The sequence below is a fragment of the Enterobacter sp. D2 genome, from assembly GCF_034427575.1.
Lineage (GTDB): Bacteria > Pseudomonadota > Gammaproteobacteria > Enterobacterales > Enterobacteriaceae > Enterobacter > Enterobacter cloacae_M.
On the sequence record NZ_JAXQPP010000003.1, the window covers coordinates 255,414 to 280,789 of the forward strand.

At 59.1% G+C, this 25,376-nt stretch carries 24 protein-coding genes; 19 read left to right on the plus strand and 5 right to left on the minus strand.

From position 1 onward, the window contains the following. The first annotated feature begins 189 nt into the window (after positions 1 to 189). From hpaG to yjiA, 14 genes are all read left to right on the plus strand, one after another. A complete protein-coding gene (hpaG, locus tag SPG90_RS16655; protein WP_126303619.1) occupies positions 190 to 1,467 on the plus strand; it encodes a 4-hydroxyphenylacetate degradation bifunctional isomerase/decarboxylase in 1,278 nt (425 codons plus the stop codon). Then, on the plus strand, positions 1,464 to 2,930 hold the full coding sequence (gene hpaE / locus SPG90_RS16660) for a 5-carboxymethyl-2-hydroxymuconate semialdehyde dehydrogenase (RefSeq protein WP_126303621.1): 1,467 nt from the start codon (positions 1,464 to 1,466) through the stop codon (positions 2,928 to 2,930). Before hpaG ends, hpaE begins: the two co-directional genes overlap by 4 nt. Positions 2,931 to 2,932: 2 nt before the next feature. Further along, positions 2,933 to 3,784, plus strand: coding sequence for a 3,4-dihydroxyphenylacetate 2,3-dioxygenase (gene hpaD / locus SPG90_RS16665; protein ID WP_045355043.1), 852 nt, complete (start codon positions 2,933 to 2,935; stop codon positions 3,782 to 3,784). Between the two features lie 9 nt (positions 3,785 to 3,793). After that, complete coding sequence (locus SPG90_RS16670; RefSeq protein ID WP_045400867.1) at positions 3,794 to 4,174, plus strand: 5-carboxymethyl-2-hydroxymuconate Delta-isomerase; 381 nt, start codon at positions 3,794 to 3,796, stop codon at positions 4,172 to 4,174. A 132-nt stretch (positions 4,175 to 4,306) separates the two neighbouring features. Then, the gene (gene hpaH, locus SPG90_RS16675) at positions 4,307 to 5,110 is read left to right on the plus strand and encodes a 2-oxo-hept-4-ene-1,7-dioate hydratase (RefSeq protein ID WP_023310279.1); all 804 of its coding nucleotides are present in this window, start codon (positions 4,307 to 4,309) and stop codon (positions 5,108 to 5,110) included. Positions 5,111 to 5,119: 9 nt separating this feature from the next. Continuing rightward, a complete protein-coding gene (hpaI, locus tag SPG90_RS16680; RefSeq protein WP_126303623.1) occupies positions 5,120 to 5,917 on the plus strand; it encodes a 4-hydroxy-2-oxoheptanedioate aldolase in 798 nt (265 codons plus the stop codon). Between the two features lie 21 nt (positions 5,918 to 5,938). Beyond that, on the plus strand, positions 5,939 to 7,291 hold the full coding sequence (gene hpaX, locus SPG90_RS16685; RefSeq protein ID WP_047173284.1) for a 4-hydroxyphenylacetate permease: 1,353 nt from the start codon (positions 5,939 to 5,941) through the stop codon (positions 7,289 to 7,291). Then, positions 7,263 to 8,195 (plus strand): 4-hydroxyphenylacetate catabolism regulatory protein HpaA, encoded by a 933-nt coding sequence (gene hpaA / locus SPG90_RS16690; RefSeq protein ID WP_126303625.1) that lies wholly within the window; start codon positions 7,263 to 7,265, stop codon positions 8,193 to 8,195. Before hpaX ends, hpaA begins: the two co-directional genes overlap by 29 nt. 177 nt (positions 8,196 to 8,372) lie before the next feature. Further along, positions 8,373 to 9,935: a 4-hydroxyphenylacetate 3-monooxygenase, oxygenase component gene (gene hpaB, locus SPG90_RS16695; protein ID WP_126303627.1), complete on the plus strand. Its 1,563-nt coding sequence runs from the start codon at positions 8,373 to 8,375 to the stop codon at positions 9,933 to 9,935. Positions 9,936 to 9,952: 17 nt separating this feature from the next. Then, positions 9,953 to 10,465, plus strand: a complete 513-nt coding sequence (locus SPG90_RS16700; RefSeq protein ID WP_126303629.1) for a 4-hydroxyphenylacetate 3-monooxygenase reductase subunit — start codon at positions 9,953 to 9,955, stop codon at positions 10,463 to 10,465. Positions 10,466 to 10,644: 179 nt separating this feature from the next. Further along, on the plus strand, positions 10,645 to 11,562 hold the full coding sequence (locus SPG90_RS16705) for a helix-turn-helix transcriptional regulator (RefSeq protein ID WP_023310273.1): 918 nt from the start codon (positions 10,645 to 10,647) through the stop codon (positions 11,560 to 11,562). 191 nt (positions 11,563 to 11,753) lie between these two features. Next, on the plus strand, positions 11,754 to 13,907 hold the full coding sequence (locus SPG90_RS16710; RefSeq protein ID WP_023334384.1) for a carbon starvation CstA family protein: 2,154 nt from the start codon (positions 11,754 to 11,756) through the stop codon (positions 13,905 to 13,907). 100 nt (positions 13,908 to 14,007) lie between these two features. Then, positions 14,008 to 14,211, plus strand: a complete 204-nt coding sequence (locus SPG90_RS16715; protein ID WP_003856610.1) for a YbdD/YjiX family protein — start codon at positions 14,008 to 14,010, stop codon at positions 14,209 to 14,211. A 10-nt stretch (positions 14,212 to 14,221) separates the two neighbouring features. Next, on the plus strand, positions 14,222 to 15,175 hold the full coding sequence (gene yjiA, locus SPG90_RS16720) for a GTPase (protein ID WP_023310271.1): 954 nt from the start codon (positions 14,222 to 14,224) through the stop codon (positions 15,173 to 15,175). Positions 15,176 to 15,726: 551 nt separating this feature from the next. On the opposite strand, the gene SPG90_RS16725 is transcribed toward yjiA, so the two are convergent. Then, complete coding sequence (locus SPG90_RS16725; RefSeq protein WP_126303631.1) at positions 15,727 to 17,085, minus strand: esterase-like activity of phytase family protein; 1,359 nt, start codon at positions 17,083 to 17,085, stop codon at positions 15,727 to 15,729. Positions 17,086 to 17,496: 411 nt separating this feature from the next. Between SPG90_RS16725 and SPG90_RS16730 the strand changes: the two genes are divergently transcribed. Both SPG90_RS16730 and SPG90_RS16735 read left to right on the plus strand, forming a co-directional pair. Then, positions 17,497 to 18,042 (plus strand): YfaZ family outer membrane protein, encoded by a 546-nt coding sequence (locus SPG90_RS16730; RefSeq protein WP_023310269.1) that lies wholly within the window; start codon positions 17,497 to 17,499, stop codon positions 18,040 to 18,042. After that, the gene (locus tag SPG90_RS16735) at positions 18,042 to 18,362 is read left to right on the plus strand and encodes a hypothetical protein (protein ID WP_028015390.1); all 321 of its coding nucleotides are present in this window, start codon (positions 18,042 to 18,044) and stop codon (positions 18,360 to 18,362) included. The genes SPG90_RS16730 and SPG90_RS16735 overlap by 1 nt, the downstream gene beginning before the upstream one ends. A gap of 43 nt (positions 18,363 to 18,405) precedes the next feature. Here the strand turns inward: SPG90_RS16735 and SPG90_RS16740 are convergent, their stop codons facing one another. After that, positions 18,406 to 19,776, minus strand: a complete 1,371-nt coding sequence (locus tag SPG90_RS16740; protein WP_045404502.1) for an NAD-dependent succinate-semialdehyde dehydrogenase — start codon at positions 19,774 to 19,776, stop codon at positions 18,406 to 18,408. Between the two features lie 151 nt (positions 19,777 to 19,927). Between SPG90_RS16740 and SPG90_RS16745 the strand changes: the two genes are divergently transcribed. From SPG90_RS16745 to SPG90_RS16755, 3 genes are read left to right on the plus strand one after another with little or no spacing between them, the layout of a single operon-like run. Then, entirely contained in the window at positions 19,928 to 20,671 is a 744-nt protein-coding gene (locus tag SPG90_RS16745; RefSeq protein WP_163354357.1) for a helix-turn-helix transcriptional regulator, read from the plus strand. Positions 20,672 to 20,718: 47 nt separating this feature from the next. Beyond that, positions 20,719 to 21,372: a LysE family translocator gene (locus SPG90_RS16750; RefSeq protein WP_248162597.1), complete on the plus strand. Its 654-nt coding sequence runs from the start codon at positions 20,719 to 20,721 to the stop codon at positions 21,370 to 21,372. 3 nt (positions 21,373 to 21,375) lie between these two features. Further along, positions 21,376 to 22,647, plus strand: a complete 1,272-nt coding sequence (locus tag SPG90_RS16755; protein WP_047173276.1) for a DUF445 domain-containing protein — start codon at positions 21,376 to 21,378, stop codon at positions 22,645 to 22,647. Here SPG90_RS16755 and SPG90_RS16760 read toward each other — a convergent pair. From SPG90_RS16760 to SPG90_RS16770, 3 genes are read right to left on the minus strand one after another with little or no spacing between them, the layout of a single operon-like run. Then, positions 22,644 to 23,720, minus strand: coding sequence for a DUF2955 domain-containing protein (locus SPG90_RS16760; protein WP_023310256.1), 1,077 nt, complete (start codon positions 23,718 to 23,720; stop codon positions 22,644 to 22,646). The two genes, SPG90_RS16755 and SPG90_RS16760, sit on opposite strands and share 4 nt — an antisense overlap. Beyond that, positions 23,710 to 24,777, minus strand: coding sequence for an HlyD family secretion protein (locus tag SPG90_RS16765; RefSeq protein ID WP_100245668.1), 1,068 nt, complete (start codon positions 24,775 to 24,777; stop codon positions 23,710 to 23,712). Before SPG90_RS16765 ends, SPG90_RS16760 begins: the two co-directional genes overlap by 11 nt. Then, positions 24,774 to 25,244 carry a MarR family winged helix-turn-helix transcriptional regulator gene (locus tag SPG90_RS16770; protein ID WP_023310254.1) on the minus strand — a complete coding sequence of 157 codons (471 nt, stop codon included), beginning with the start codon at positions 25,242 to 25,244 and terminating at the stop codon, positions 24,774 to 24,776. The genes SPG90_RS16765 and SPG90_RS16770 overlap by 4 nt, the downstream gene beginning before the upstream one ends. Positions 25,245 to 25,376 lie beyond the last annotated feature (132 nt).

A 25,376-nucleotide genomic window follows, 5' to 3' on the forward strand; every position in this document is an offset into this window, starting at 1 on the left:
TAACAGAAACCCAATAATTTTATTAACTGTTTGATTTTAATATAAACAAATCACAGAATGTAAATTTATTGTTATTCCCATCACAAATCTTTCACTTCTGATTGCGAAATAAACAGCAAAAGCATAAAACCAGATCATTAACATATTAATGAAATCACAACCCGGACCGCCGGGGTGAGGAGTATATGAATGAAAGGTACCGTTTTTGCAGTCGCCCTCAACCATCAAAGCCAGCGTGAAGCCTGGCGTGAGGCCTTTGAAAAAGCGCCCTACAACACGCCGCCGAAAACGGCGGTGTGGTTTATCAAGCCGCATAACACGGTGATTCGCGCGGGCGAGCCGATCCCCTTCCCCCACGGGGAAACGGTGCTGAGCGGCGCGACGGTGGCGCTGGTCGTGGGCAAAACCGCCAGCAGGGTTCGCGTGGAGGACGCCGCGGCGTACATCGCGGGATATGCGCTCGCCAACGAGGTGAGCCTGCCGGAAGAGAGCTTCTATCGCCCGGCCATCAAGGCCAAATGCCGGGACGGATTTTGCCCGCTCGGCGAGCTGGTCGCCGTTGATAACGTGGATAACCTGACCATCATCACCGAGATCAACGGCCGCGAAGCGGACCACTGGAGCACGGCCGATCTTCAGCGTAACGCTGCCGAACTGCTGAGCGCCCTGAGCGAGTTCGCCACCCTCAATCCCGGCGATGCGATCCTGCTCGGCACCCCGCAAAGCCGCGTGGAGATCCGCCCGGGCGATCGCGTGCGTGTTCTGGCAGAAGGCTTTCCGCCGCTGGAAAATCCGGTGGTGGATGAGCGTAGCGTCACTATTGCGCACAGCACACCGCCGCACGCCACGCTGTTTGCCCTCGGTCTGAACTATGCCGATCACGCCAGCGAGCTGGACTTCAAGCCGCCAACCGAGCCGCTGGTATTTATCAAAGCGCCAAACACCTTCAACGGCGACGGCCAGACGTCGGTGCGCCCGAACAATATCGAATACATGCATTACGAAGCGGAGCTGGTGGTAGTCATCGGTAAAACCGCGCGTAAGGTCAGCGAAGCCGAGGCGATGGACTATGTTGCGGGCTATACGGTCTGCAACGACTACGCCATCCGCGACTACCTGGAAAACTACTACCGCCCGAACCTGCGGGTAAAAAGCCGCGACGGGCTGACGCCCATTTCCCCCCACATCGTGCCGAAAGCGGCAATTCCCGATCCGCACAACCTCGCCCTGCGCACCTTCGTTAACGGCGAGCTGCGCCAGGAAGGCACCACCGCCGATCTCATTTTCAGCATCCCGTACCTGATCGCGTACCTGAGCGATTTTATGACCCTGCAGCCTGGCGACATGATCGCCACCGGCACGCCGAAGGGGCTGTCCGACGTGGTGCCGGGGGATGAAGTGGTAGTAGAAGTGGAGGGCGTGGGGCGCCTGGTGAACCGAATTGTCAGCGAGGAGACTGCAAAATGAAAAAGATTAACCACTGGATCAACGGTAAAAACGTTGCCGGAAGCGAGTACTTCCACACCACCAACCCGGCTTCCGGCGAGGTGCTGGCAGAAGTCGCCTCCGGCGGTGAAGCAGAGGTCCAGCAGGCCGTCGCCGCCGCCAAAGAGGCGTTCCCGAAATGGGCCAACCTGCCGATGAAGGAACGCGCGCGCCTGATGCGTCGTCTGGGCGACCTGATCGACCAGAACGTGCCCGAGATCGCCGCCATGGAAACCGCCGATACCGGCCTGCCGATCCACCAGACCAAAAACGTGCTGATTCCGCGCGCCTCGCACAACTTCGAGTTCTTCGCCGAGGTGTGCCAGCAGATGAACGGCAAAACCTACCCGGTCGACGACAAGATGCTCAACTACACCCTGGTGCAGCCGGTGGGCGTCTGCGCGCTGGTGTCGCCGTGGAACGTGCCTTTTATGACCGCCACCTGGAAGGTTGCGCCGTGCCTGGCTCTCGGAAACACCGCGGTGCTGAAGATGTCTGAACTCTCCCCGCTGACCGCCGACCGTCTGGGCGAGCTGGCGCTGGAGGCGGGCATTCCGGCGGGCGTGCTCAACGTGGTGCAGGGCTACGGCGCGACGGCGGGCGACGCGCTGGTGCGCCATCACGACGTGCGCGCCGTCTCCTTCACCGGCGGCACCGCCACCGGGCGCAACATCATGAAAAACGGCGGGCTGAAGAAGTACTCCATGGAGCTGGGCGGCAAATCCCCGGTGCTAATTTTTGAAGACGCCGACATCGAGCGCGCGCTGGACGCCGCCCTGTTCACCATCTTCTCCATCAACGGCGAGCGCTGCACCGCGGGCTCGCGCATCTTCATCCAGCAGAGCATCTACCCGGAATTCGTCAAGCGCTTTGCCGAGCGCGCCAACCGCCTGCGCGTAGGCGATCCGACCGATCCGAATACCCAGATTGGCGCGCTCATCAGCCAACAGCACTGGGAGAAGGTTTCCGGCTACATCCGTCTCGGCATCGAAGAAGGGGCAACCCTGCTGGCGGGCGGCCCGGACAAACCGACCGATCTGCCTGCGCACCTGAAGGGCGGCAACTTCCTGCGCCCGACCGTGCTGGCGGACGTCGACAACCGCATGCGCGTGGCGCAGGAAGAAATCTTCGGGCCGGTGGCCTGCCTGCTGCCGTTTAAGGACGAAGCGGAAGGGCTGCGCCTGGCCAACGACGTGGAGTATGGCCTGGCGTCGTACATCTGGACCCAGGACGTCAGCAAGGTACTGCGCCTGGCACGGAATATCGAAGCGGGGATGGTGTTCGTCAACACCCAGAACGTGCGCGACCTGCGTCAGCCGTTTGGCGGCGTGAAGGCCTCCGGCACCGGCCGCGAGGGCGGGGAGTACAGCTTTGAAGTGTTCGCGGAGATGAAGAACGTCTGCATCTCCATGGGCGACCATCCGATTCCAAAGTGGGGGATCTGACCATGGGTAAATTAGCGCTAGCGGCAAAAATCACCCACGTGCCGTCGATGTACCTCTCCGAGCTGCCGGGGAAAAACCACGGCTGCCGCCAGTCGGCCATCGACGGGCATAAAGAAATCAGCAAGCGCTGCCGCGAGCTGGGCGTGGACACCATCATCGTGTTCGACACCCACTGGCTGGTGAACAGCGCGTACCACATCAACTGTGCGGACCATTTTGCGGGCGTCTACACCAGCAACGAGCTGCCGCACTTTATCCGCGACATGACCTACGACTACGACGGCAACCCGGAACTCGGCCAGCTGATCGCCGACGAGGCGGTGAAGCTCGGCGTGCGCGCCAAAGCGCACAACATCCCGAGCCTAAAGCTGGAGTACGGCACGCTGGTGCCGATGCGCTACATGAACGCGGATAAACACTTCAAAGTAGTCTCCATCTCGGCGTTCTGCACGGTTCACGACTTCGCCGACAGCCGCAGGCTGGGCGAGGCCATCGTCAGCGCCATTGAGAAATACGACGGCACCGTGGCGGTGCTCGCCAGCGGCTCGCTATCGCACCGCTTTATCGACGACCAGCGCGCGGAGGAAGGGATGAACAGCTACACCCGCGAGTTCGACCGTCAGATGGACGAGCGCGTGGTGAAGCTGTGGCGCGAGGGGCAGTTCAAAGAATTCTGCAGCATGCTGCCGGAGTACGCCGACTACTGCTACGGCGAGGGCAACATGCACGACACGGTGATGCTGCTGGGGATGCTCGGCTGGGACCAGTACGACGGTAAGGTGGAGTTCCTCACCGAGCTGTTCGCCAGCTCCGGCACCGGCCAGGTTAACGCCGTTTTCCCGCTGCCCGCGTAAGGAGTCACCATGCCGCACTTTATTGCTGAATGTACCGACAACATCCGCGAGCAGGCGGACCTGCCGGGGCTGTTCGCCAAAGTCAACGAGGCGCTGGCCGCCACGGGCATCTTCCCCATCGGCGGCATCCGCAGCCGCGCCCACTGGCTGGACACCTGGCAGATGGCCGACGGCAGGCACGACTACGCCTTTGTGCATATGACGCTGAAGATTGGCGCCGGGCGCAGCCTGGAGAGCCGGGAAGCCGTGGGGGAGATGCTTTTTGCGCTGATCAAGGCACATTTCGCGGAGCTGATGGCCGACCGCTATCTGGCGCTGTCGTTCGAGCTCGACGAGCTGCACCCGACGCTCAATTACAAACAAAACAACGTGCACGCGTTGTTTAAGTAATACCGGCACGGCCAGCCCCCTGTCCCTTTGGGAAAGGGTTAGGGTGAGGGGAAATCTATGCGGCCTGATGCCCTCACCCCGACCCTCTCCCACAGGGAGAGGGAGAAAACAAACGTAAAACAGGATATCGCCATGCTCGACAAACACACCCATACCCTGATCGCCCACCGCCTGCATCAGGCGGAACAAACCCGGGAGCAGATCCGCGCGATCTCGCTGGACTACCCGGAGATCACCATTGAAGACGCCTACGCCGTTCAGCGCGAATGGGTCAGTCTGAAAATCGCCGAAGGCCGCGTGCTGAAGGGCCATAAGATCGGCCTGACCTCCAAAGCGATGCAGGCCAGCTCGCAGATTAGCGAGCCGGACTATGGCGCGCTGCTGGACGACATGTTTTTCCACGACGGCAGCGACATCCCGGTCGATCGCTTTATCGTTCCGCGCATCGAAGTGGAGCTGGCCTTCGTGCTGGCGAAACCGCTGCGCGGCCCGAACTGCACGATCTTCGACGTCTACAACGCTACGGACTACGTCATCCCCGCGCTGGAGCTGATCGACGCCCGCTGTCACAACGTTGATCCGGAAACCCAGCGCCCGCGCAAGGTGTTCGACACCATCTCCGATAACGCCGCCAACGCGGGGGTGATCCTCGGCGGCCGCCCGATTAAGCCCGACGAACTGGATCTGCGCTGGATCTCCGCTCTGCTCTACCGCAACGGCGTGATCGAAGAGACCGGCGTCGCCGCAGGCGTGCTTAACCACCCGGCGAACGGCGTGGCGTGGCTGGCGAACAAGCTGGCGCCGTACGACGTGCAGCTTGAGCCGGGGCAAATCATCCTCGGCGGCTCGTTTACCCGCCCGGTGTCCGCCAGCAGAGGCGACACCTTCCACGTCGACTACGGCAACATGGGCTCCATCAGCTGCCGCTTTGTTTAGGAGAGGACCATGCAAAACGCATTCAAAGCGGCGCTGAAGGCGGGCCGCCCGCAAATCGGTTTATGGCTGGGGCTCACCAGCAGCTACAGCGCAGAGCTGCTGGCGGGGGCAGGCTTCGACTGGCTGCTGATCGACGGCGAGCACGCGCCGAACAGCGTGCAGACCGTCTTAACCCAGCTGCAGGCCATCGCGCCCTATCCCAGCCAGCCGGTGGTGCGCCCGTCGTGGAACGACCCGGTGCAGATCAAACAGCTGCTCGACGTGGGGGCGCAAACCCTGCTGGTGCCGATGGTGCAAAACGCCGACGAAGCGCGGCTGGCGGTACGTGCCACCCGCTACCCGCCCGCGGGCATTCGCGGCGTCGGAAGCGCCCTGGCGCGCGCCTCGCGCTGGAACCGCGTCCCGGATTACCTGCAGCAGGCCAACGACGCCATGTGCGTGCTGGTACAGATTGAAACTCGCGAGGCGCTGAAAAACCTGCCGCAGATCCTGGACGTGGAAGGCGTCGACGGCGTGTTTATCGGCCCGGCGGATCTGAGCGCCGACATGGGCTTTGCCGGCAATCCGCAGCACCCGGAGGTGCAGGCCGCCATCGAGCAGGCTATCGCGCAGATCCTCAGCGCGGGCAAAGCGCCCGGCATCCTGATGGCGAACGAGCCGCTGGCGAAACGCTACCTCGAGCTTGGCGCGCTGTTTGTCGCCGTCGGCGTCGACACCACCCTGCTCGCCCGCAGCGCCGAAGCGCTGGCGGCACGTTTTATCGAACAACCGGTTACGTCAGTTAATAACAATAAATCCGTCTACTAAACGTAAGATCTGGAGCGCACCATGACGACCTCTACCCTGCAAACTCATGATAATAAAGCTGTTGAACATCGCGCCATTAACAAGCTGTTCCGACGCCTGATCGTCTTTCTCTTTATCCTGTTTGTCTTTTCGTTTCTCGATCGCATCAACATCGGCTTTGCCGGGCTGACGATGGGCAAAGATCTGGGCCTTACGTCGACCATGTTTGGCCTGGCCGCGACGCTGTTTTACGTCACCTACGTGCTGTGCGGGATCCCGAGCAACATCATGCTGGCGAAGATCGGCGCGCGGCGCTGGATCGCCGGGATCATGGTGGTGTGGGGCATCGCCTCCACCTGCACCATGTTCGCCACCAGCCCTGAAACGCTCTACGTCCTGCGCATGCTGGTGGGCATTGCCGAAGCGGGCTTCCTGCCGGGGATTTTGGTCTACCTCACCTGGTGGTTCCCGGCCTATCACCGCGCCCGCGCCAACGCGCTGTTTATGATCGCCATGCCGGTGACCATGATGCTCGGCTCGATCCTCTCCGGCTATATTCTGGCGATGGACGGGCTGTGGAGCCTGAAGGGCTGGCAGTGGCTGTTCCTGCTGGAGGGGCTGCCGTCGGTGGTGCTCGGCGTGGTGACCTGGTTTTACCTCAACGACACGCCTGATCAGGCCACCTGGCTGGACGACGACGAAAAGCAGGCGCTGAAAACGATGATCGCCCGCGAGCAGGAGGTCGCCATCGCCCAATCCGTCACGCCGCGCTCGACGCTGCGCGAAGTGCTGACCCCGGCGGTGCTGCTCTACACGCTGGCCTACTTCTGCCTGACCAACACGCTCAGCGCCATCAACATCTGGACGCCGCAGATCCTGCAAAGCTTTAACACGGGAAGCAGCAATATCGTCATCGGCCTGCTGGCGGCGATCCCGCAGTTTTGCACCATTCTCGGGATGATCTGGTGGAGTCGACGCTCCGACAGGCTGAAAGAGCGAAAAAAGCACACCATCCTGCCGTACCTGTTCGCCGCGGCGGGATGGATGCTGGCCTCGGCCACCGATCACAGCCTGATCCAGCTGCTTGGCATCATTATGGCCTCAACCGGATCCTTTACCGCCATGGCCATATTCTGGACCACGCCGGATCGGGTGATTAGCCTGCAGTCCCGCGCGGTGGCGCTGGCGGTGATCAACGCCATCGGCAACGTCGGGTCTGCCGTCAGCCCATTGCTGATAGGTATTCTGCGCGACGCGACCGGCAGCTTCAGCTCGGGACTGTGGTTCGTGGCGGGTCTGCTGGTGGTGGGCGCGCTGGTGCTGACGCGCATTCCGATGACGCAGCGGGATCAACAGAGGAACGATCGTGTGCCAGAACCCTATCGCCAACATTGATATCAGCAAGGAGTACGACGAAAGTCTGGGCACCGACGACGTGCACTACCAGTCGTTCGCGCGCATGGCGGCCTTTTTTGGCCGCGACATGCAGGCGCATCGTCACGACCAGTATTTTCAGATGCACTTTCTCGATACCGGGCAGATTGAACTCCAGCTCGACGATCACCGCTACTCGGTGCAGGCCCCGCTGTTCGTCCTCACGCCGCCGTCGGTACCGCACGCGTTTATCACCGAATCCGACAGCGACGGACACGTGCTGACGGTGCGCGAGGATCTGATCTGGCCGCTGCTGGAGGTGCTCTACCCCGGCACGCGGGAGGCGTTTGGCCTGCCGGGGATCTGCCTCTCGCTGGCCGACAGGCCGGACGAGCTGGCGGCGCTGAAGCACTACTGGCAGCTCATTGCCCGGGAATCCACGGAACAGCTGCCGGGGCGCGAACACACGCTGGTCCTGCTGGCGCAGGCGGTGTTTACCCTGCTGCTGCGCAACGCGAAGCTCGACGACCACGCTTCAGGCGGCATGCGCGGCGAGCTGAAGCTGTTCCAGCGCTTTACCCAGCTGATAGATGCCCACTACCACCAGCACTGGACGGTGCCGGAATACGCCAGCGAGCTGCACCTGACCGAATCCCGCCTGACCGATATCTGCCGCCGCTTCGCCAACCGCCCGCCGAAGCGGCTGATCTTCGACCGCCAGCTGCGGGAGGCCAGACGCTTGCTGCTCTTCTCCGACAGCGCGGTCAGCGACATTGCCTGGCAGCTGGGGTTTAAGGACCCGGCCTATTTTGCCCGGTTTTTTAACCGCTTAGTGGGGTGCTCGCCGAGCGCGTATCGGGCGCAGAAAGTACCGGTATCGCCTGTTCCCCTCACCCCGGCCCTCTCCCAAAGGGAGAGAGAGTAACCGTCCCCTCTCCCTTTGGGAGAGGGTTAGGGTGAGAGAAATCACACTCTGCGATCTCTCGCGAAAAGTACCCGCCGTTGTCCCAATCGTCCCTTCACGTTCCGCCCCTCTCAGGCTTCAATTAAACAACAAAAACAAAACATAAATTTAACAACCCTATTCCGATACGAGGTCCCTATGAAGCCTGAAGATTTCCGCGCTTATGCCAAACGTCCGTTAACCGGCGAAGAGTATTTAAAAAGCCTGCAGGACGGCCGTGAGATTTACATCTACGGCGAGCGCGTCAACGACGTCACCACCCATCCGGCGTTTCGCAACGCGGCGGCCTCCATCGCGCAGATGTACGACGCGCTTCACAAGCCGGACATGCAGGATACCCTCTGCTGGGGCACCGACACCGGCAGCGGCGGCTACACCCACAAGTTCTTCCGTGTGGCGAAAAGCGCCGACGACCTGCGCCAGCAGCGCGACGCCATCGCCGAGTGGTCGCGCCTGAGCTACGGCTGGATGGGCCGCACGCCGGACTACAAAGCCGCGTTCGGCTGCGCGCTCGGCGCCAACCCGGCCTTCTATGGCCAGTTCGAACAGAACGCCCGCAGCTGGTACACGCGCATTCAGGAAACCGGCCTGTACTTCAACCACGCCATCGTTAACCCGCCGATCGACCGCCACAAGCCGGCGGACGAGGTGAAAGACGTCTACATCAAGCTGGAGAAAGAGACCGACGCCGGGATCATCGTCAGCGGCGCGAAGGTGGTGGCAACCAACTCGGCGCTGACCCACTACAACATGATCGGCTTCGGATCCGCGCAGGTGATGGGCGAAAACCCGGACTTCGCGCTGATGTTCGTCGCGCCGATGGATGCCGAAGGCGTGAAGCTGATCTCCCGCGCCTCTTACGAGATGGTGGCTGGCGCAACCGGATCGCCGTACGACTACCCGCTCTCCAGCCGCTTCGACGAGAACGACGCGATCCTGGTGATGGATCACGTGCTGATCCCGTGGGAAAACGTGCTGATCTACCGCGATTTCGACCGCTGCCGTCGCTGGACGATGGAGGGAGGCTTTGCGCGGATGTACCCGCTGCAGGCCTGCGTGCGTCTGGCGGTGAAGCTCGACTTCATCACCGCCCTGCTGAAGAAATCCCTGGAGTGCACCGGTACCCTGGAGTTCCGCGGCGTGCAGGCAGATCTCGGCGAAGTGGTGGCCTGGCGCAACATGTTCTGGGCGCTGAGCGACTCGATGTGCTCCGAAGCTACCCCGTGGGTGAACGGCGCGTATCTGCCGGATCACGCCGCGCTGCAAACCTACCGCGTGATGGCGCCGATGGCCTACGCCAAGATCAAGAACATCATCGAGCGTAACGTGACGTCCGGTCTGATCTACCTGCCGTCCAGCGCCCGGGATCTGAACAACCCGCAGATCGACCAGTATCTGGCGAAATACGTGCGCGGCTCCAACGGCATGGATCACGTCGAACGCATCAAGATTTTGAAGCTGATGTGGGATGCCATCGGCAGCGAGTTTGGCGGTCGTCACGAGCTATACGAAATCAACTACTCCGGAAGCCAGGATGAGATCCGCCTGCAGTGTCTGCGCCAGGCGCAGAGCTCCGGCAACATGGACAAGATGATGGCGATGGTCGACCGCTGCATGTCTGAATACGACCAGCACGGCTGGACGGTGCCGCACCTGCACAACAACAGCGATATCAACATGCTCGACAAGCTGCTGAAATAGCGCAGCGGGAGGTTGCAATGCATTTAGATGAACAACGCCTGCGTTTTCGCGACGCAATGAGTAGCCTGTCGGCGGCGGTCAATGTGATCACCACCGAGGGCGAGGCGGGCCGCTGCGGCATTACCGCCACCGCCGTCTGTTCGGTCACCGACACCCCGCCGTCGGTCATGGTGTGCATCAACGCCAACAGCGCCATGAACCCGGTATTTCAGGGCAACGGCAGGCTGTGCGTTAACGTGCTGAATCACGAGCAGGAGATCATGGCTCGCCATTTCGCCGGGATGACCGGTATGACGATGGAGGAGCGCTTTACCCTCTCCTGCTGGCAGAAAGGCCCGCTGGCGCAGCCGGTGCTCAAGGGCGCGCTCGCCAGCCTTGAAGGTGAGATTAGCCAGGTGCAAACCATCGGCACGCATCTTGTCTACCTTGTTGAAGTTAAGAACATCATTCTGAGTGACGCGGGACACGGTCTGATCTACTTCAAGCGCCGCTTCCACCCGGTCATGCTGGAGGCAGAAGCCGCAGTGTGATCCCCCCTCGCGCTGGCCTTTTTCTTCGGCCAGCGCCGCTTTCTACAAAAACTCCTAAGGTTTCCGCTAAATCACGCCGTTATATAACCATAAGAGAAATTTTCTGTGACTGAATACTGACACCCTTTGTCAGTGCATCCGCATCATTCAGCGCATACCTAAATATACAGGATGACCTTATGGCTAAAACGACGCGGAGCCGCTCGGCTGAACGTCTGGTCGATATTCTGGTTGAGCTACATTTAAACGGTGTGGTAAACCGCAGTGCGCTAATGGAAAAATTTAAAATTACCGAGCGTACCGTCTACCGGGATTTAAATGCCCTATCTCCTATTGTTGAACATACCGGTAACGGGCTATATCGACTGATCCATTCTGCGCAATCGCCCGGCGGACAAGGCTTACATCACACCCTTGCTAACTTCCTGAATGCTGACAGCTTTTTCCCTGAAAGAAATACGGAATTCTGGCAGAAGCTCGAAACGCGCGTTGACGAAAACCATATTCTTATTCTTGGCAATGAGGCAGAACACACGGTAGAACGTGATATTCGCCGTCATTTAACGAAAATCGAGAAATCGATTAAAAACCATAATGTTTGTCAGATCGTTTATAAGGGGAAAACCCGTCTGATTAATCCCTATAAACTCATTAACAAAAAAAATATATGGTATTTACAAGCCACCGAAAATAGCCGCCTGAAATCCTTCTCATTGAGCCAGATTAGCTGGTTTGATATTCAGAAAACGACCTTCACGCCCGAAGAAAATGTCCTTGAGCTGCTGGAGAAAAGCCTCGACCCTTGGGTCTCTGAAAATACTTTCGCAGTGAAAATATTTATCAAAGATAATATTTCACATTACTTCCTGCGCCGCGATCTTCTGCCGGAACAGGAGCTGGTGGAGGAGCAACAGGGCGGCGTCACGCTGCGCTGCCAGGCGGCGCACGAGAACCAGATCCTGCCGCTGCTGTTCTACTGGCTGCCCCACATTCAGATTCTGGAACCGAACTGGCTGAAGGAAAAACTGATTAGAACCCTGGAGAACTATCTGGCCGTGGAGCGTAATCCGAATAATCAAGTGATCTCAATCACATAATTTCGCCCCCTGGCGGCGAGCCGGAACCGCTCGTCGCCCCCTTTGACCGCTCACCCGGCACTTTCAACCACTCATTCATTTACCGTCCTTTACACGCGCGAGGATCTGGCACGATCGCTCCAGCATTAATCAATACCTCCTCACAACGAACCCTGACCCTTTTTTCTTTACATAAAAAACCAGGTCTTACTATGGATACTAAAAAACTACTGAAGCACGTGCCCTGGGCCTTACTCGGGATCCTCGGCGCTTTCTGTCTGGCGGTTGTCGCATTACGCCGGGGCGAACACGTAAGCGCCCTGTGGATCGTGGTCGCGTCGGTTTCCGTCTATCTTGTTGCTTATCGCTACTACAGCTTGTACATCGCGCAGAAGGTCATGAAGCTCGACCCGACGCGCGCCACCCCGGCGGTCATTAACAATGACGGCCTGAACTACGTGCCAACCAACCGCTACGTGCTGTTTGGTCACCACTTTGCCGCTATCGCTGGCGCAGGCCCGCTAGTTGGCCCGGTGCTGGCCGCGCAGATGGGCTACCTGCCGGGAACCCTGTGGCTGCTCGCCGGCGTGGTGCTGGCGGGTGCGGTGCAGGACTTTATGGTGCTGTTTATCTCTTCTCGCCGTAACGGCGCCTCTCTGGGTGAGATGGTCAAAGAAGAGATGGGCCGCGTGCCGGGGACTATCGCCCTGTTCGGCTGCTTCCTGATTATGATCATCATCCTCGCGGTGCTGGCCCTGATCGTGGTGAAAGCGCTGGCCGAAAGCCCGTGGGGTGTCTTCACCGTATGCTCAACCGTGCCGATTGCGCTGTTCATGGGTATCTACATGCGCTTCCTGCGTCCGGGACGCGTGGGCGAAGTGTCGGTGATTGGTATCGTGCTGCTGGTGGCCTCCATCTACTTCGGCGGCGTGATTGCGCACGACCCGTACTGGGGCCCGGCGCTGACCTTCAAGGACACCACCATTACCTTCGCGCTGATTGGCTATGCGTTTATCTCCGCGCTGCTGCCGGTCTGGCTGATTCTGGCCCCGCGTGACTACCTCGCGACCTTCCTGAAAATCGGCGTTATCGTCGGTCTGGCGATCGGCATCCTGGTGATTAACCCGGATCTGAAAATGCCGGCAGTGACCCAGTACATCGACGGTACCGGCCCGCTGTGGAAAGGCGCCCTGTTCCCGTTCCTGTTCATCACCATCGCCTGCGGTGCGGTCTCCGGCTTCCACGCCCTGATTGCCTCCGGTACCACGCCTAAGCTGCTGGCGAACGAGAAAGACGCGCGTTTGATCGGCTACGGCGCAATGCTGATGGAGTCCTTCGTGGCGATCATGGCGCTGGTTGCCGCATCTATCATCGAACCGGGTCTCTACTTCGCGATGAACACCCCACCGGCGGGCCTCGGCATCACCATGCCAAACCTGCACGAAATGGGCGGTGATAACGCGGCGCTGATTATGGCGCAGCTGAAGGACGCCAGCGCACACGCGGCGGCGACCGTCAGCTCCTGGGGCTTCGTGATTTCGCCAGAGCAGATCATGCAGACGGCGAAGGACATCGGCGAACCGTCCGTGCTGAACCGCGCCGGTGGTGCACCGACGCTGGCGGTGGGTATCGCACACGTGTTCCACAAGGTGCTGCCGTGGGCGGACATGGGCTTCTGGTACCACTTCGGTATTTTGTTCGAAGCGCTGTTCATCCTGACCGCGCTGGACGCCGGTACCCGTGCGGGCCGCTTCATGCTGCAGGACCTGCTCGGTAACTTCGTGCCGTTCCTGAAGAAAACCGACTCTCTGGTAGCGGGCATTCTGGGTACTGCGGGCTGCGTCGGACTGTGGGGCTACCTGCTGTATCAGGGCGTTGTCGACCCGCTCGGCGGCGTGAAGAGCCTGTGGCCGCTGTTCGGTATCTCTAACCAGATGCTCGCAGCCGTTGCTCTGGTGCTGGGTACCGTGGTCCTCGTGAAGATGAAGCGCACCAAATACATCTGGGTAACCGTTGTTCCTGCGCTGTGGCTGCTGCTCTGCACCACCTGGGCGCTTGGCCTGAAGCTGTTCAGCGCCAACCCGCAGCTGGAAGGCTTCTTCTTCATGGCTAACCAGTACAAAGAGAAGATTGCCGCAGGCGGCGCGGACCTGACCGCGCAGCAGATTGCCAACATGAACCATATCGTGGTGAACAACTACACCAACGCGGGTCTGAGCATTCTGTTCCTGGTGGTGGTGTACAGCATCATCTTCTACGGCATCAAAACCTGGCTGAACGTTCGCAACGCCGACGGCCGTACGGATAAAGAAACCCCGTACGTGCCGGTGCCGGAAGGCGGCGTGAAGACCTCTTCACACCATTAATCCGCAATCCCAGACCTCTCCCTTTGGGAGAGGGCTGGGATGAGGGAAACATAAGCCCAGCGGACTCACATCGCCGGGCTTTTTCTGTCTGGAACCCACAATGTTTGGTAACTTAGGCGAAGCAAAAAAATACCTCGGTCAGGCGGCGAAAATGCTGATTGGCATTCCGGACTATGACAACTACGTTGAGCACATGAAGACCAACCATCCGGATAAGCCGTACATGACCTACACCGAATTCTTCCGCGAGCGTCAGGAAGCGCGCTACGGCGGAAGTGGAGAAGGCGGCGTCCGCTGCTGCTAAAGGAGAGACCATGACCCCGATTGCCGTTACCCTGCTGACCGGTTTTCTCGGCGCCGGTAAAACCACCCTGCTGCGCCACATCCTGAACGAACAGCACGGCTTCAAAATCGCCGTCATCGAAAACGAATTCGGTGAGGTCTCCGTTGACGATCAATTGATCGGCGATCGCGCCACCCAGATCAAAACCCTGACCAACGGCTGCATCTGCTGCACCCGCTCTAACGAATTAGAAGACGCCCTGCTGGACCTGCTCGACAGCCGCGATCGCGGCGAGATCGACTTTGACCGCCTGGTGATCGAATGCACCGGCATGGCCGACCCCGGCCCGATTATTCAGACCTTTTTCTCTCACGAGATCCTCTGCCAGCGCTACCTGCTGGACGGCGTGATTGCCCTGGTGGATGCGGTTCACGCCGACGAGCAGATGAACCAGTTCACCATCGCCCAGTCTCAGGTGGGCTACGCCGACCGCATCCTGCTGACCAAAACCGACGTGGCGGGCGAAAGCGAAAAACTGCGCGAGCGCCTGACGCGCATTAACTCCCGCGCGCCGGTTTACACGGTGACGCACGGCGACATCGATCTGTCTCAGCTGTTCAACACCAACGGCTTTATGCTGGAAGAGAACGTCACCGCGAAACCGCGCTTCCACTTTATGGGAGATAAGCAAAACGACGTTGCGTCGATTGTGGTCGAGCTGGACTACCCGGTGGACATCGGCGAGGTTTCGCGCGTGATGGAAAACCTGCTGCTGTCGTTTGCCGACAAGCTGCTGCGCTACAAAGGGATGCTGTGGATTGACGGCGAGCCGAACCGCCTGCTGTTCCAGGGCGTACAGCGCCTGTACAGCGCCGACTGGGATCGCCCCTGGGGCGAGGAAGCGCCGCGCAGCGTGATGGTGTTTATAGGCATACAGCTGCCGGAAGAAGAAATTCGGGCGGCGTTTGCGGGGCTGAAGAAATAACCGCTATGCATCTCCTCTCCCCTGTGGGGCTGAGGGATCCCCGGTAATTTTTTAACCTGAAGCGATGAATGTTGCTTCAGAAAAATTAATGGCTTACAGCGATGCCCTGGTCCGGCTGTAAATCGCCGAGGCGTTTCCGTAAGGCCGGGGCGAGGCGCAGGGATGCGCCGAGAGGGCGTGGCCTGCAGGGATGCAGGCTCATGCCCGACCCGATAGCCTGAAGGAATAAGCTGAGGACAAAATTGCCGGGAGCAATTTTGGACAGCGCCTGCGCTGGCCCTGAAAGGGTGAGCCCCAGGGATGGGGCGAGCAATCCGCGAAGCGGCGATTTACCGCCGGGAGCCCGGGTCGCCAGGGTGGTGGCGACTGAGCCACCCTGGCACGTTCACCGGTCATGTCGTTACAGAGTAGCAAGGAACATAGAGTGAACGGAATAACCTCCACAGCCGTATGTTCCCCCTCACCCCAGCCCTCTTCCTCAAGGGAGAGGGAGCCGTCTGTGCAGGCATTATCTTGTGGGGATACCCCAGCCTTTAGCAAGAAGGGTAAACTTATTTCACCGCTTCCGGCAGCGTCACAATCCACAGCTCGCTGTCCGACTCCGGCTTTTTCAGCGGCTTCACGCTGAGCGTGGTTTCCACCGGTTTATCATCCAGCGTCAGCTTGCCTTCCGCGTTCACCCGATAATCCTTGAGCTTCTTGCCCTCGACCGGGTTTTGCATCGCCACCTTCACGCCAAAGTCGTTATCGTTCGCCACCGCAAGCGTTTTGCTGTCGATCAGCGCCAGCCCTTCGGCCTTCTCCTGCTGCCAGCCCAGCGCGCGCAGATCGACGACCTGCGTTTTAGCCGCAAGCGTTATGCCGCGCTGCGCCAGGGTTTTCTCATCATCAAACTCAGGGTATTCGCCCGGCTTGTCGAAGGCGGTCAGGTCGCTCGCCTTGCTGAGATCCACCTTGTAGATAAGGTTACGCATGCCGTCGTTTTTATCGCTTCCCTGCTCAATCAGCAGGATGTGCTGGTCATCGAGCGCCACGATGTCGCCGATTTTGGCGTCGCTGTTTTTGCTGTAGGCCGCGCTGTCGATAGGGTAACCGTACATCGCCGTTTTCCCGGTTGCCGGGTCGAAGCTCACCAGACGCGTAAACAGCGCCTGCTTTTTGCTCTTACCGTCGATATCCAGCGTGCTTTGCACGGCGGCGATAATACGCCCGTCCGGCATCCGGGTCAGGCCTTCAAAGCCCCGGTTCGCCAGGCGCCATTTAATAATGTTTGGCAAACCGCCCGCGATGGATTTTTCACCTTCCGCGGCCTGTGGCCCGTGGATCGCGAGGATCTTGCCTTTACTGTCGACGTTAATCAGGAAAGGGCCGTACTCGTCGCACAGCCAGTAGCCGCCTTTCCCGTCCGGCGTGATGCCTTCCGTATCCAGTCCGCGGTTGTCACCCTTGAGCGTCTTTAAGGTATCGCTGAAGGCCACTTCGTTAGTGGAGCCAATCACGCCGCTTTGCAGCGGCAGACCGTTAATTTCGCCTTTATCATCATGCAGCGGACGGGCATCAACCGCCTCCGCTTTGCCGTTCTGAACGCGGATGGTCATCAGCAGCGGCGCGAAATCTGGCGTGACAAATATTTTGGCTTCGTTTTTACCCATTTTTGGCGCATCGGCGTTTGGACCGCGATCGGTCACGGTCGCAAAGGTCAGGGCGTCGCCCTGCTTGCCCGTAAACAGCAGGCCGGAGCCAATGCCCACGGGCAGTCCGTTCGGAAACGCGCTGGCAAACGCGCCGCTGTAGCTCACGTGGGAGCCTTCAGGGAAGCTGACGACATAGCGCTCAGCAGTGGGCTGCGCCGCCAGGCCAGAGAAAGAGAGCGCACAGCCGATTAGTACAGGAATAATTTTTCTTTTCATATTGTTAGCATCCAGTTAGTGAAGCCAACAACGTAAAGAATAAACGTGTCAGAAAAATGACATGGAAGGGAAACCGGCCTGCGCGATTGAACGTATATTCATCGCTCGAAATGTAAGGCTTTGTTGTTTTGTGTGACAGGCGAAACATTTTTGGAAATTATTAGAAACCCAATTAATTCATCTCAAATCACTATCCCCACCTCGTTCAGTTTATGTTTAGTCAAAAAACTAAACGGTTCCTAAACGCTAAAAACATCCCCTGTTGACACCCCGACAATCAAACATCATTGCAACAACTTCAATAAAAAAGTTAACAATATCAGTATAAAACCGCGATTTATATCACATTTGCAGTCATTAACATCGCTTGTTAAGGTGCGCCCAGATGAATTTAATGACGAGGCATAAAACATGAAAAAACTGAATATCCTTCTTCTTTCTGCTCTGGCTGCCGTATCGGGTTCCGCACTGGCGATGGGCGGCACCGTTGAGCAGGGTAAAAACTTTACCAACCTCAATCTGGAAATGGGGAAATCCTCATCCGGTGTTTATCTCGAAAGCAACTGGCTCAAAAACACCGATGACGGTACCCAGACCGGGGGCGTGGGCGCAGGCTACAACCTGGGTCTTGGCCCGGTGATGCTGAATGCGGGCGCAAAAGCCATCTACCTCGGCCCGAAAAAAGGCGATAACGGCGTGGCGTTCCCGATTGGCGGCGGCGTAAACGTTGCCCTGACCGACAGCATCCACGTGTACGGTGAAGGCTATGTGGCGCCAGAAGGCCTGAACAACAGCGTGAAAAACTACGTTGAAGCTAACGGCGGCGTAAGCTGGACGCCAATTACGCCAGTGACCCTGAAAGTGGGCTACCGCCACGTGAGCGTGGATGGCAAAGACGGTCGTCCTGGCCACACGCTGATTGACGGCGCATATGTAGGCGGTGGAGTCACCTTCTGATGAAACACCGCATAACCGCGCTTTGCGTTCTGAGCCTCACGCTGATGCTCACCGGCTGCGTCCAGTACAAATGGGTGAAACCGGGCGTCAGCGATGCGGAAATGAATAAAAAGCTCACGGAATGCGAAGCGCAGGCGCTAATCGATCTGCCCCCGGATAACGTCGTGACCGGATCCAGCTCGGAAAAAACGGACAAAAAGAACAAGAAAAAGGATATTTCCACGAGCTACACGGTTGAAGACGCGAATGAATATCGCCGGGATACGTTAGTCGACAGCTGCATGTTCAAAAGCGGCTGGGACAAGATCGAAGTGCAATAATCCCTTAAAAAAACCTGCCGGTTGGCAGGTTTTTTATTATCTCTTACTTACGCACCACCACCAGCTTCTGGTTCACAAACTCTTTGATCCCCAGATCCGACAGCTCGCGTCCGTAGCCGGAGCGCTTCACGCCACCGAACGGCAGCTCCGGTGCAGTATCGGTGAGCCAGTTGATGTACACCATCCCGGTCTCAATCCGCGACGCCATTTTCTTCGCGCGCTCGATATTCTGGCTGAATACCGCCCCGCCAAGGCCGTAGTGGGAGTCGTTCGCCAGCGCGACCGCCTCGTCGTCGTTTTTCACCACGTACATCTGCGCCACCGGGCCGAAGAACTCTTCGAAATACGCCGGGTTATCGCGGGAGATATTCGTCAGGATCGTCGGTTCGAAGAAACTCCCGTCGCGCTGCGCCGGTTTGCCGCCATAGTGCAGCGTCGCACCGTTTTTCACCGCCTCGTTAACCTGTTTGGTCAGCGTTTCGAGCGCATCTTTAGACGACAGCGGCCCCAGCGTGGTGCTTTCGTCCAGCGGATCGCCAATCTTCACCTGCTTAAACGCCTCGGTGAATTTGCTCAGGAAGGCATCCGCAATCTTTTCATGCAGGATAAAGCGCTTCGCCGCGGTGCAGACCTGCCCGGCGTTGTTGAGCCGCGCGTTAACGCCAATTTTCACGGCCTTCTCAAGGTCTGCGTCATCCAGCACCACGAACACGTCGTTACCGCCCAGCTCCAGCGTGGATTTCTTGATGTGCTTCGCCGCCTGAGCGGCCACCACGCTGCCGGCCTTTTCGGAGCCGGTTAATGCAGCGCCCTGCACGCGATCGTCAGCAATGATATTCGCCACCTGCTCGGACGAAATAAACAGGTTGGTCCACGCCCCTTCCGGCGCGCCCGCCTCGCGCACCAGATGGGCAAAGGTCTCGGCGCAGTGCGGCACGATGCTGGCATGCTTGGCGATGACGGGGTTCCCCGCCGCCAGGTTTGGCGCCAGCACGCGCATCAGCTGGTAGTACGGGAAGTTCCACGGCTCAACGGCCATCAGCACGCCGATGGGGTGATGCTCAACCCACGCATCCCCAAGCTCCGAGTCGTACTTCACCGGGGCCAGGAACTGCTTCGCGTTATCGGCGTAGTAGCGGGCTATTTGTGCGCACAGCTTCACCTCGCCGCGGCTCTGTTCGATGAGCTTACCCATCTCCTGGCTGGCGATTTTAGCCAGATCCTCCACGCGCTCGTCGATCAGATCGGCAAGCTTATGGAGCACCGGCAGGCGCTGGCTGATATCGCCTTTCGCCCAGTCCGAATGATAAAGCGCATCGGCCGCGCGGAGCGCCGCTTCGATATCCGCGTCGGTATGTGAGGGGTATTCTTTGATGAGCTGGTTAGTGGCAGGATTTACTGTCTGATAAGCCATGTCGAATCTCCTTGTTTTACCGCTTAGGGTATTAAGGGTAGTCAACATGACTGGCTATGGACGTAAAGTTGGGTATATCCGGAAGGTTCTTAATGAAGCGCTGCCAGAGGGGTCGCTGACATGGTATAAAAAATCTTCAGAAGGAGCGCCCATGACCGATACCCGACATATCCGCCAGACTTTTCACCGCACCTCAGGCCTTGAGCTGCGCAGCACCTGGCAGAGTACGCAGGCGTACAAACGCCACAGTCACTCTCAGCTCTCCATCGGCGCGATTGTGGAGGGCCAGACCTGCTGCGTGTGTCACGACAGAGAGTACATCCTTAACCCCGGGGACCTCATCGTGATCCCGGCCTGTGCGCCGCACAGCTGTAACCCCGTCGCCGGGCAACCGCGCAGCTACCATATGCTCTACATCGACACCGGGCTTCCGCTGGCGCTACAGGTGATTCGTAGCCCCACCCTGTTTGCCCATTACCTGGACGTTGTCGAGACCCTGTCTCCGGCATCACTGGAAACGCTGCTTTCTGCCCTTCCCCGCGCCGTGGATAACGCTGACGCGCTTCGCGCAACCAGCCAGCAGATTCAGCAGGCGTTTCTTTCCGATCTCACCTGCCCGCCTTCCCTCGACGAGCTTGCCCAACGCTTCTCGCTGCGCAAGGAGACGCTGATCCGCACCTTCAGGCAGGACACCGGCCTGACGCCGGGCAGCTTTCTCAACATCTCCCGCGTGGAATTCGCCAAAGCGCGGCTGCGCGCCGGGGATGATATTGCCGACGTTGGCTACCAGAGCGGCTTTGCCGACCAGAGCCATTTTCATAAGACCTTCGTCAGCTATACCGCCGCCACGCCGCGCCAGTACGCGACGGGCCGATCAATATCAGACAATAAATAGGTTCTGCAGCGCCGTAGTCTGACCGCAGATTATTTACTGAGGTCGCTATGGAACTGTTATTCCCTTCCGCTTTTCTCGCCCTGGCGCTGGCGCATTTTGTTGCCCTGCTAAGCCCGGGCCCGGATTTCTTCCTGCTGGTGGGCTACGCCGCGCGCTACCGGCTGCGCGGCAGCGCCGGATTGTGCGTCGGCATCGCCGCGGGCAACGCGCTCTATATTGTTCTGGTGATTATCGGCTGGAGCGCGCTGCGCCAGTTTACGTGGCTGTTTACGCTGATCGAGCTTTGCGGGGCGCTGTACCTGATGTGGATCGGATCGCATCTGATTCGCAGCCGCCAGCAGTCGCTGGCGCTGAATGAAACCCACCAGCGCTTTCCCTCGCTGCAAAAGCAGATCCTGCTGGGGCTCGGTTCGGCGCTGTTAAACCCGAAGAACGCGCTGTTCTATCTGGCGCTGATGACGGCCTTGCTGGGGCCGGACGTAACGCTGCTTCAGCAGGCGACCTGCGGCGTCTGGATGGTGATGGTGGTGCTGGCGTGGGATTTAGCGCTGGTGTCGCTGTTGGGGCTATCGGCGGTACAACAGAAGCTCAGCCGTTCGCTGTGGTGGATTGAGCGCACGGCGGGGGTGGTGCTGATGGGGTTTGGGGGGTGGGTGCTGTGGCGGTTTTTGCACATTCCCCCCGCTTCCCTCTATCCTTAACCCATGGAAAAAATAGCTGAACTCAAACGCGCCAAGCTGCTGGCGCTGTCGCTGCTGCTGGTTGCAGTCGCGGCCTTTATCACCACCCTGTTCCTGCCGCAGACCTTCTGGGTGCGCGGCGTAAAGGCCATTGCCGAGGCGGCGATGGTCGGCGCGCTCGCAGACTGGTTTGCCGTGGTTGCGCTGTTCCGCCGGGTGCCCATTCCATTTATCTCGCGCCATACGGCAATTATCCCGCGCAATAAAGACCGGATCGGCGACAATCTCGGCCAATTTGTGCAGGAGAAGTTTCTTGATACCCAGTCGCTGGTCGCATTGATTCGCCGCTATGAACCTGCGCAGATGATCGGCGCCTGGTTCAGCAAGCCCGACAACGCCCAGCGCGTCGGGCTGCATTTGATGCAGGTGATGAGCGGTTTTCTCGAACTCACGGACGACGGGCGTATTCAGCGCCTGCTCAAACGGGCGGTGCATAAGGCCATCGACAAGGTTGATTTCACCGAAACCAGCGCCGTGATGCTGGAGAGCATGACCAAAAACAACCGCCACCAGGTGCTGCTGGATGCGATCATCAACCGTCTGATTACCCTGATTCAGCGGGAGAGCACGCGGGACTTTATTGCCGATCAGATTGTCCACTGGCTGAAGACCGAGCATCCGCGCAAAGCGATGGTGCTGCCCACCGAGTGGCTGGGCGATCAAAGCGCGGAGATGGTGTCGAACGCGGTGAACACGCTGCTGGACGATATCAGCCACGACCGCACGCACCAGATCCGCCAGGCGTTCGACCGCGCCACGCTGAAGCTTATCGACAACCTGAAAAACGATCCGGAAATGGCGGCGAAAGCCGACAACATCAAGCACTACCTGAAAAACGATGAGGCGTTTAACCGCTATCTGGGAGAGATGTGGGCTGACCTGCGCCAGTGGCTGAAAGCGGATATGCAAAGCGAGGATTCGCGGGTGAAGCAGCGCATCGCCAACGCCGGGCTGTGGTTTGGCGAAACGCTGTCTAACGACGCCAGCCTGCGGGCGTCGCTGAACGAGCATCTGGAGCAGGCCGCGCACCGCCTCGCGCCGGATTTTGCCGCCTTCCTGACGCGCCACATCAGCGACACGGTCAAAAGCTGGGATGCCAAAGACATGTCCCGCCAGATTGAGCTCAATATCGGTAAAGATCTGCAGTTCATCCGCGTCAACGGCACGCTGGTCGGCGGGACGATTGGCCTGATCCTGTTTTTACTCTCGCAGCTGCCTGCCGTGCTGGGACATTAATCTACCTTGGGCGGCGCGATGACGTAGCGCGTCGCTTCGAAGCGATTGAGGATCAGGTGCACCAGGAAGACCATCGTCAGCGTTGCGACCAGCGAAAAGGTGACGGAAGTGATGCGATAGAGATCGCTGAACACCAGGTCAGTGTCCGGGTGCATGTTCTGCCCGAACATAATGCCGATGGTGGTGATGCTGGAAAACCCCACGCCCGCGCCCACCTTTTCCATCACGTGCAGGCGCGCGCCAAACGCCAGCCCGAGGCCGATCAGGGGCATCATCAACAGCATATGGCTGCTGTGATCGTAGAGGATCAGCTGCACCACCAGAATATAGAGGCAGCCCAGCACCACGCCGACCACGCGCCAGATAGAGCTCATCACCGAACCGCGATAGTGCATCGGGAACAGGATCAAAATCCCCGCCATCAGCGCCGAAAGCGAATCGCTTAAGTCGCTAATCTGAAACACCACGAATATCAGCGTCGCGACGGTACCGGAGAGCAGCGACTCGTGGCGCACGCGGGCATCGTCTTTCTCAATCAGCGGCGGCGGCCTGCGGGGCTCCACGTCAGGCAGGAGATAGTTCATCAACGCGCTCAGGCACACCGCCATCACGCTCGCTTCGATGTTGGAAAACAGCAGCGTGTGCCAGCTGGTGGTGGGGTAGCTCATAAAGTTGAGCATCACGCTCTGGCACACCACGCCCATTGAGCCAAACAGGAACAGCGGCCCCTTGCTCATAAAGCGAAAGCGCATCACGTACAGGGCGAACACCACCAGCGTCATAATGACCGGCCATTGCGACAGATAGCCGATAATGAAGATCATTTCGACGCAGTTTAGCGCGGCGCTGAAGATAAACTGCTTCGCCACGTGGCGGTTAAACACCGGCACCAGCGACAGGAGCATGATCGGATAGACCACGAAAAATACGCCGTAGCTGGTGTTGTAAAAGCTGGAGATGCTCAGCGCAATCATCCCGGCGAAGACGATGCGCAGGGTCTGGCGAAAGTCGTTTGCCGTATAGACGATGTTGCCGTGCGGGGTAAACACCCGCGCCAGGGTGCTAATAGACATAGTGAAGCAGGCTCACCAGGTGGATCTGCATCCCGGAGAAAAAGCGCGCAAACGGCCCCTCGCTGTTATAGAGCTGCACGGTCGCGCGCGCGCCGGTCGGCAGATGCTTCGGCAGCGCCTCGTCCAGCGCAACGTGAATTCGCATGCGCTGGGCGTCACGCACCCAGCGGTTGGAGGTTTCCGGTTCGGACAGCTGGCCGTTCACGGCCTCCTGACCCGCCAGTATCCCCGCGTCGCTGCTGGTCACGTGGGCGCGGAAAACGTGCCCCGGGAAGGCGTCAAACACCACGGCGGCATCGGTGCCCTGATGGGTGTGACGCAGGCTTTTTTCGCGAAAATCGGCCACGATATCGATCTGGTTGTTCACCAGCGCCAGCGCGGCGGAACCCGAGGAGGCGTAAAAGCCCGGGCTTAACTGCAGGTTACTGACCGTGCCGTCCGCCTGGGCGTAGACCTTCGTCCAGCCGAGGTTAAGCTCTGCCTCATCCAGCGCGTTGCGGTATTTTTGCAGCGTCACGTTGCGATGCTCGTCCCGCTCGCCGCGCTGAATACGCAGGTTATGGATATTGGCCTGGATGGAGCTGACGGACTGCTCGCTGCTCTGCCAGGTGGTGCGAACCTTATCCAGATCCGCCTGCGAGACGTTCTGCAAGGTGCTCAGCTTCTGGTAGCGATCGAAGGTCACTTTGTCGTTACGCGCGGTCAGCACGGCGGTTTTCAGGCTGGCCTGCGCGGCGGCGATCTGCGCATCCAGCTGGTCGTTGGAAAGGCGTGCCTGCTCAAGCGCGATTTGCGCCGCTTCCACTTTATTGCGAAACGGCGTGTCGTCGAGCTCAAACAGCAGATCGCCTTTTTTCACCTGGCTGTTGTTGTGGACATGTACCGCCGCCACATAGCCGGAGACGCGCGGAGAAACCGGCGTCACCACGCGCATCACGGTGGAGTCCGGCGTCAGCGGGATCCAGATATCCGCGACGATAAAGTAGACAAACATCAGCAGGAAAGAGGCAATACTCACCCTTACCCAGCGGGCAAACTTTTGTTCAGGGGTCATTATTTTTCGGTCTTGTTATCTTCTTCGCGGATAGTCCGCAAATTGCAGGCGAATTGATTCAGGGTGGCGCTGAAAATGTCGATATGTTCCGGCGCGATGTTTTGCGATACGCGCGCCTGATAGGTCTCAATCACCTGAGTGAGCCTTTTTAATATGGCTTTTCCCTCAGGCGTCAGCGTCAGAAGCCGGATGCGCTTGTCATAAGGCGATACGGAGCGCAGCAGGTAACCCTGCTTTTCCAGCTGTGCCAGGGTGCGCATCAGCGGCGGCAGTTCAATGCCCTGCACCTCCGCCAGCTCACTCACGGAGACGTTATCCCCGAGCTGATGAAGCTGCATCATCACCGTCCAGCTCGACTGGGTTAACCCGGTATCGAGAATGGCGTCGTCGATTACCGCACGCCACTGGCGCACGATCATCGCCATCCGCATGCCCATCGGCCTGCGGCTAAACAGTTCTTCTTCGCTCATGGGGAAACCTCTCGTCACACGCGGTCACGATAATAGTTATCAGGATAAGTATCAAGAAACGAGAGGCGAAAGAGCAGGAATTGCGAAACGACGTCCCCCTCTCCCCGTGGGAGAGGGCTGGGGTGAGGGCAC

Coding starts and splice junctions, on each gene's coding strand:
- SPG90_RS16740 (WP_045404502.1), bottom strand. CDS start 19,776: ATGGCTTATCAGACAGTAAATCCTGCCACTAACCAGCTCATCAAAGAA.
- SPG90_RS16730 (WP_023310269.1), top strand. CDS start 17,497: ATGAAAAAACTGAATATCCTTCTTCTTTCTGCTCTGGCTGCCGTATCG.
- SPG90_RS16725 (WP_126303631.1), bottom strand. CDS start 17,085: ATGAAAAGAAAAATTATTCCTGTACTAATCGGCTGTGCGCTCTCTTTC.
- SPG90_RS16755 (WP_047173276.1), top strand. CDS start 21,376: ATGGAAAAAATAGCTGAACTCAAACGCGCCAAGCTGCTGGCGCTGTCG.
- hpaH (WP_023310279.1), top strand. CDS start 4,307: ATGCTCGACAAACACACCCATACCCTGATCGCCCACCGCCTGCATCAG.
- SPG90_RS16705 (WP_023310273.1), top strand. CDS start 10,645: ATGGCTAAAACGACGCGGAGCCGCTCGGCTGAACGTCTGGTCGATATT.
- yjiA (WP_023310271.1), top strand. CDS start 14,222: ATGACCCCGATTGCCGTTACCCTGCTGACCGGTTTTCTCGGCGCCGGT.
- SPG90_RS16700 (WP_126303629.1), top strand. CDS start 9,953: ATGCATTTAGATGAACAACGCCTGCGTTTTCGCGACGCAATGAGTAGC.
- SPG90_RS16770 (WP_023310254.1), bottom strand. CDS start 25,244: ATGAGCGAAGAAGAACTGTTTAGCCGCAGGCCGATGGGCATGCGGATG.
- hpaD (WP_045355043.1), top strand. CDS start 2,933: ATGGGTAAATTAGCGCTAGCGGCAAAAATCACCCACGTGCCGTCGATG.
- SPG90_RS16670 (WP_045400867.1), top strand. CDS start 3,794: ATGCCGCACTTTATTGCTGAATGTACCGACAACATCCGCGAGCAGGCG.
- hpaG (WP_126303619.1), top strand. CDS start 190: ATGAAAGGTACCGTTTTTGCAGTCGCCCTCAACCATCAAAGCCAGCGT.
- SPG90_RS16735 (WP_028015390.1), top strand. CDS start 18,042: ATGAAACACCGCATAACCGCGCTTTGCGTTCTGAGCCTCACGCTGATG.
- hpaB (WP_126303627.1), top strand. CDS start 8,373: ATGAAGCCTGAAGATTTCCGCGCTTATGCCAAACGTCCGTTAACCGGC.
- hpaI (WP_126303623.1), top strand. CDS start 5,120: ATGCAAAACGCATTCAAAGCGGCGCTGAAGGCGGGCCGCCCGCAAATC.
- hpaE (WP_126303621.1), top strand. CDS start 1,464: ATGAAAAAGATTAACCACTGGATCAACGGTAAAAACGTTGCCGGAAGC.
- SPG90_RS16760 (WP_023310256.1), bottom strand. CDS start 23,720: ATGTCTATTAGCACCCTGGCGCGGGTGTTTACCCCGCACGGCAACATC.
- SPG90_RS16715 (WP_003856610.1), top strand. CDS start 14,008: ATGTTTGGTAACTTAGGCGAAGCAAAAAAATACCTCGGTCAGGCGGCG.
- hpaX (WP_047173284.1), top strand. CDS start 5,939: ATGACGACCTCTACCCTGCAAACTCATGATAATAAAGCTGTTGAACAT.
- SPG90_RS16745 (WP_163354357.1), top strand. CDS start 19,928: ATGACCGATACCCGACATATCCGCCAGACTTTTCACCGCACCTCAGGC.
- SPG90_RS16710 (WP_023334384.1), top strand. CDS start 11,754: ATGGATACTAAAAAACTACTGAAGCACGTGCCCTGGGCCTTACTCGGG.
- SPG90_RS16750 (WP_248162597.1), top strand. CDS start 20,719: ATGGAACTGTTATTCCCTTCCGCTTTTCTCGCCCTGGCGCTGGCGCAT.